Source organism: Tardiphaga sp., assembly GCF_044340795.1.
Classification (GTDB): domain Bacteria; phylum Pseudomonadota; class Alphaproteobacteria; order Rhizobiales; family Xanthobacteraceae; genus Tardiphaga.
The window spans coordinates 1-5,848 of sequence record NZ_JBIISY010000315.1; the positions used below are offsets into that span (position 1 = coordinate 1).

Sequence of the window (5,848 nt, forward strand, 5' to 3'; positions counted from 1 at the left end):
GGGCATGAACCTTGGCCGCTAAGCAGGAACCTCAAGCGCTTGCCTTGCAAGAGCGAGCCGGGAGAGGTCTTCTGCAATAGTGGTGCGGGCGCCGACAAATCGCGGGACAAAGGCCCCGCCAGAAGCCCCAGAATTGTAAAGCGCGGTAGGGGGCGTAGACAAGGAAGCTAACCAACCGCTCGCGGGGCGACTTTTATCGCACAGCGCCAAAGGCTGCAGAAAACTCCTTGATTGCGGTTTCCCATGATAAAGTGATTGGATGATTGCGGTTACTGCCGATGTTGAGGTCGTTGCCTCTGTGCTGTGCGCATCCGAATGGTTTTTTCAGTCCAGCAGGAGTGCAGCATGGCAAGCCAGCAGTTCGCGAAGCCGAGAGGTATCCTCGAATTTGGGCAGTTCTACCTCTACGGTTTCCCGCGAAAGCACTCGAGTTTCGTTTAAGACTGGTGCGGGTGTCGTGCTTGAACTTGGATGGGAATTCCCAACAGATTTCCAACGCAACTTCGATCTTCGCCGCGGCCAAAAGTGCTCCGGTTTTGGTCTATTGCGCGTCAAACTATAAAGCGTGGCAAAGGCGAGAATCTCGATGCCGGTCGCCTACCGGGGAACAACTCATGAGAACGTGACGCTGATGGAAATCCGACTGGCGGCTGAGCCTAAAATTGAGGTTGATCCGCTAAACGGCCGGTCCCTCACCGCGGCGCCGTAGCATTGCAGGTATATCGGTCGGCGTTGGCCTCTCGACCTTCATCTGCTTGAGCCGGAGCGCAGGCCCGTTCCGCTCGGGCCTTGCGTGGCTGACCTTTCTTCGGTTCGGCCATGCGGTGTAGCTGCTGGACATATGCCCTGCGCCATCTTTCAAGCCGCGCTTTGGCTAACTTGGCATTGCGCCCGATAGTTGCGAGGTTCTGGTCGGCCCCGCTCTCCGACGTGCCTTTTGTGACGGAAGACTGTCGAGACTGATAAGAGACCGACGTTCTGGCAAAGCCGATTTCTGGGAATAATCCTCTTTGGTCCCGCAGAAGATCGGCTTCGGTAGCGCAAACACTCTGGAAGCGGGAAATGCCCCTCCCCCTATTTTTTTGAACGCCAAGCGCGGCGTGAAAAAAAATGGCGAGATTCAGCCAGTGATCTCAAGAAGATCGAGAAAACGATCCGTTCTTACAGGAGGAACCGAGTCGTTCTTAAGTCGGGATCGAGTCGTTCTTTCGTAGTCCGTACAAACTATCTGAAATCATTGGTGGGCCCGGCAGGACTCGAACCTGCAACCAGACCGTTATGAGCGGTCGGCTCTAACCATTGAGCTACAGGCCCGCCGGCGTCCGGCGCGAGTGCGCGGGGACGGCGGTGCCTGCTTTCCTTATATGGCTCGCCGCTGCCGTTCAATGGCGGGGAGGGCGGTCGTGGAACTTTGATGCGCAGGCGGCGTTTTCGTCCGCATTTTCAAAGCGGGGGAAGCCGGGATGCTGCGCTGGGCCATCATTTCTTTGATCATATCGCTGATTGCCGGCGGTCTCGGCTTCACCAATATCTCCGCCTTCGCCAAGAAGATCTCGCTGATCCTGTTCGGCCTGTTCTTCGTCGGCTTCCTGCTGTTGCTCGGCTTCGCCTATCTGGTGGCAGGGGCGGTCAGCAGCTCGGAGCTGCTGCCCGCCATCGTTGCCGTCAGCGTCTAGCCCGTCAGTCCACCGAGACCTTGGCGAAGTCCACCACCTTGCGCCATTTCTCGGTCTCGCTGCCGACCAGCTTGCCGAATTCCTCGGGCGTCATCGGCTTCGGCACGCCGCCGGTGTCGGCAAGGCGGGCAATCAGCTTCGGATCCTTCAGCGCTTCGTTCACTGCCGTGTTGAGCGTGGCAATGATCTCCGGCGGCGTCCCCTTGGGGGCGCCGATGCCGTAGAAGCCGACGGATTCGAAGCCCGGTACCGTCTCGGCGATGGCCGGAATGTCGGGGACGCTCGGCCAGCGCTGCGGTGACGTCACGCCGAGGGCGCGGACGCTGCCGCCGCGGGACTGCTCGAGCGCAGTGGGCAGGTTGTCGAAGATCAACTGCACCTTGTTGGAGATGATGTCAGGGAAGGCGATGGCCGAGCCGCGATAGGGCACATGGGTCATGTCGCACTTCGTCATCGCCTTGAACAATTCGGCCGACATATGCACCGAAGTGCCATTGCCCGATGAGGCGTAGGAGATCTTGCCGGGATTGGCGAGGCAGTAATCGACGAATTCCTTCACTGTCTTGGCCGGCATCGCATTGGACACCACCAGCATGTTGGTGAGCTGCATGATGCTGGCGACGGGTACGATATCGCGCATGAAGTCGAACGGCAGCTTCTTGTAGAGCGAGGTCGAGATCGCATTGTTCGGCGCCACGAACAGCAGCGTGTAGCCGTCAGGCGCCGACGTCGCCGCGGCGGCGGCAGCGAGATTGCCACCGGAGCCGGCGCGATTCTCGACGATGAACTGCTGGCCGAAATGATCCGACAGCCACTGCGCCATGATGCGGGCGACAATATCCACCGGACCGCCGGCGGCGAAGCCGATCAGCCAGCGTACCGGGCGATCCGGATAGCTGGCAGCAGAAGCGGGGGTGGCGGTGAAACCGGTCAGAGCGATGGCACAGACAGCGATGACGCGACGCGTCCTCGCACGCAAAGATGCGAACATGATCCCTCCCAGTGTTGTGGCCGCACCCGCACGATTGATCGGCATGGCAGCACGGCGTTGATCGGGCTTTGCTGCCCGTTATCCGCATGCTTTCATAGAAATCCGGTTTTGCCTACTTATGGCTGCGTGCAGGCATCGGCGGGGTCAGGACATTTTCCATGAGAGTAGCGATTTTGAAGCTGGCAGCATTGGCTTGTGCGATGCTGGCTGGCGGCGCTGCGACGGCGCAGGAGAAAGTGATGTCACCCACCATCCTCAGCCTCGGCACGGCGACACCCGGCGGTGGCTTTCCGCTCTATGGCGATGCCTTTGCGGAGGTGATGAATGCCGCCGATCCCGGACTGCAGCTGAAAACACAGAACACGAAGGGCTCCACCGAAAACATCCCGCTGCTGGAAGAGGGCAGGCTCGATCTCGCTCTGGTGGCCGGCGAGCCCGCTTATGAGGCCTTCAAGGGCATCAAGCGGGCGCCGACAAGGCTGAAGATACTGACGGCGCTGTATTCCAATCCCGGCATGTTCGTGGTCCGCGCGGATAGTCCGTACAGGACGATCCGCGATCTCGTCGGCAAGCCGGTGGCATTCGGAGCCAAAGGCTCGGGGCTGGTGTTCCTGTCGCGTTACGTGCTGGACGGGCTCGGGCTCGATCAGGACAAGGATTTCCAGGCCATCTATCTCGACCGTGCCGGCGATGGCCCGGCCATGGTGCTGGACGGCCGTGTTGCGGCGTTGTGGGGCGCAGGCATCGGCTGGCCGGGCTTCAAGGCGATGAGCGAAAGCCCCGGTGGCGCGCGCTTCATTGCGCCCGATGCCGGAGAGATCGCGCAGATCCGCAGCAAACACAGCTTCCTGAAGCCGCTGCTGATCGGAGCGAACAGCTATCCGAACCAGCCGGTGCCGATCGCCTCGGTGGGGTCGTGGAGCTACATCGTTACGCGTGAGACTCTGCCCGATGAGGTCGCCTATCGGCTGGCCAAGACGCTCCATGGCGCAGAGGCGACGCTGGGGGTGAAGCTCGCACAGGCCAGGGAGACGACGGCGAGCAACACCGTCGCCGCCGCGCCGGAACTGTCGATGATCCATCCCGGCGTGCTGGCGTATTTTCGCGAGATCGGGGTGGTGAAGTAGATTTTACTTCTTCCCCAACGCACAGGCCGGATCCGGCGGCCCGAACGCATCCTCGCCCGAAATCCTGGCGAGGATCTTGTAATAGTCCCACGGGTATTTCGATTCCTCCGGCAACTTCACCTGCACCAGCATCAGGTCATGCACCATCAGCCCGTCTTCGCGCAGTTTGCCGTTGCGGGCGAAGAAATCCTCGATCGGTTTCTCGCGCATCTTGGCGGCGACTTTCAACGGATCATCCGTGCCGGCTTCCTTGATGGCGTTGAGATAGACCATGGTGGATGAATAGACGCCGGCCTGCCACATGGTCGGCATGCGCTTCATCTTGTCGAAGAAGCGCCTCGACCAGGCGCGGGTTTTGTCGTCCATATCCCAATAGAACGATGTCGTCAGCAGCAGGCCCTGCGCGGTCTGCAGGCCCAGCGAGTCGATGTCGGTGATCAGCGCGAGCAGCGCCGCCATCTGCTGGCCACCCTTGAACACGCCGAATTCACCGGCGGTCTTGATCTCGTTGATGTTGTTGGGCGGGCCACCGGCAATGCCGATGATCTTCGCTTTCGAGGCCTGTGCCTGCAGCACGAAGGACGACAGATCCGACGCACCGAATGGCGGGCGCACGCTGCCGATCACCTTGCCGCCGGTCTTCGTGACCACGGCCGCTGCATCGCGCTCCAGCGCATGGCCGAAGGCAAAATCGTCGGTGATGAAGAACCAGCTATCGCCGCCGCGCTTCACCACTTCCTGCGCGGTGCCGACAGCGAGGGCGCGGGTGTCGAACACCCATTGCATCGTATAGGGCGAACAGAACTTGCCGTGGAAATCGGCTGAGCCGGTGGAGTGGGTGATGAACAGCCGCTTGCGGTCATTGGCGACATTCTGCACGGCGAGGCCGACGGCGGAGACCGGGACGTCGACGATGAGATCGACCTGATCGACATCGTACCATTTGCGCGCAAGTGCAGCGCCGATGTCGGGCTTGAGTTGGTGATCGCCGACGATGACGCTGATCGGTTTGCCGAGCACCGTGCCGCCAAAATCGTCTACCGCCATCTGCGCCGCTGTCACCGAGCCCTGGCCGGATGGCGTCGCCGCCGGTCCGTTCATGTCGGTGAGCACGCCGATCCTGACGACGTCATCGGAAACCTGCGCGGAGGCCGTCGAGGCAAGGAGAGCGAAGGCGAGTGAAGAGACCACGGACAAGCAGGTGCCGCGCATAAGAATCCTCCCAATCGAGTGCGGCGCTTGCGGCCGCATATTGGGAGGAGCTTAGGTCAGCCCTTGTCGTCGAGCAATGCGAGCCGCTCGGCTTCGGTCAGGTCGTCGGAGGTGTTGGCATTGAAGAAGGGATCGATAGGGTCGGTTGGCCAGTCCACCGTCGCGAGGCGATAACGGGCCATGAAACGGCCGACCTGGCGGAGTTGCTCATTGACCAGTGCGTCGCGCAACGGATGTCGGAGCGCGACATCCCAGAGGCCGACGACAGGATGTTTTTGGCCGGCCGATGAGGCCAACGCCAATTGGGCGTTCTCCTCGCCGCGCGCACGATGCATCCGCGTAACGAGGTCGCGCGGCAGGAACGGGCAGTCACCGGGCACGCTGAGCACCCGGCGAATGTCCGGTCGGTTTTTGGCCGTCCAGTCGAGTCCCGCGAGAATGCCGGCGAGCGGGCCGGGAAAATCCGACACATCATCCGCGACCACCGGCAGGCCGAAGGCTGCAAAGCGCGCGGCATCGCCATTCGCATTGAGGATGAGCATTTCACATTGTGGCGCGATGCGATCGATCACCCGTTCCAGCATGCTGCGGCCGGCGATGGTGCGCATCGGCTTGTCACCGCCGCCCAAGCGGCGGGCGAGGCCGCCGGCCAGCACGAGGCCGAGGGTGGGTTCTTGATCGATTGTGGTCATAAGGCTGCATATGACATTCGGCGGCGTCCGGATATAACGCCGTCGCATCAATCGGAGCCCTCGCGTGACCGCGACCAAACTCGATCTCACCGGGCTGAAATGTCCGCTGCCTGCACTGATGACCCGCAAGGCCTTGCGGACGCTTCCCGT

6 protein-coding genes and 1 tRNA gene are annotated in these 5,848 nt (G+C 61.5%); 3 read left to right on the plus strand and 4 right to left on the minus strand.

From position 1 onward, the window contains the following. Positions 1 to 1,238: 1,238 nt before the first annotated feature. A tRNA-Ile gene (locus ACIQ17_RS29945) sits at positions 1,239 to 1,314 on the minus strand. A 149-nt stretch (positions 1,315 to 1,463) separates the two neighbouring features. Between ACIQ17_RS29945 and ACIQ17_RS29950 the strand changes: the two genes are divergently transcribed. Further along, entirely contained in the window at positions 1,464 to 1,676 is a 213-nt protein-coding gene (locus ACIQ17_RS29950) for a DUF1328 family protein (RefSeq protein WP_398473095.1), read from the plus strand. A gap of 4 nt (positions 1,677 to 1,680) precedes the next feature. Here ACIQ17_RS29950 and ACIQ17_RS29955 read toward each other — a convergent pair whose 3' ends face one another. Next, the gene (locus tag ACIQ17_RS29955; protein WP_398473096.1) at positions 1,681 to 2,667 is read right to left on the minus strand and encodes a Bug family tripartite tricarboxylate transporter substrate binding protein; all 987 of its coding nucleotides are present in this window, start codon (positions 2,665 to 2,667) and stop codon (positions 1,681 to 1,683) included. A gap of 158 nt (positions 2,668 to 2,825) precedes the next feature. On the opposite strand from ACIQ17_RS29955, the gene ACIQ17_RS29960 reads away from it, so the two are divergent. Beyond that, positions 2,826 to 3,794, plus strand: a complete 969-nt coding sequence (locus tag ACIQ17_RS29960) for a TAXI family TRAP transporter solute-binding subunit (RefSeq protein WP_398473097.1) — start codon at positions 2,826 to 2,828, stop codon at positions 3,792 to 3,794. 3 nt (positions 3,795 to 3,797) lie between these two features. Here the strand turns inward: ACIQ17_RS29960 and ACIQ17_RS29965 are convergent, their stop codons facing one another. Continuing rightward, positions 3,798 to 5,006, minus strand: coding sequence for an ABC transporter substrate-binding protein (locus tag ACIQ17_RS29965; protein WP_398473098.1), 1,209 nt, complete (start codon positions 5,004 to 5,006; stop codon positions 3,798 to 3,800). Positions 5,007 to 5,062: 56 nt separating this feature from the next. Continuing rightward, complete coding sequence (gene mobA / locus ACIQ17_RS29970) at positions 5,063 to 5,698, minus strand: molybdenum cofactor guanylyltransferase MobA (RefSeq protein WP_398473099.1); 636 nt, start codon at positions 5,696 to 5,698, stop codon at positions 5,063 to 5,065. A 64-nt stretch (positions 5,699 to 5,762) separates the two neighbouring features. On the opposite strand from mobA, the gene ACIQ17_RS29975 reads away from it, so the two are divergent. Beyond that, positions 5,763 to 5,848 (plus strand): sulfurtransferase TusA family protein (locus tag ACIQ17_RS29975; protein WP_398473101.1); only part of this gene is annotated, 86 nt, incomplete at its 3' end.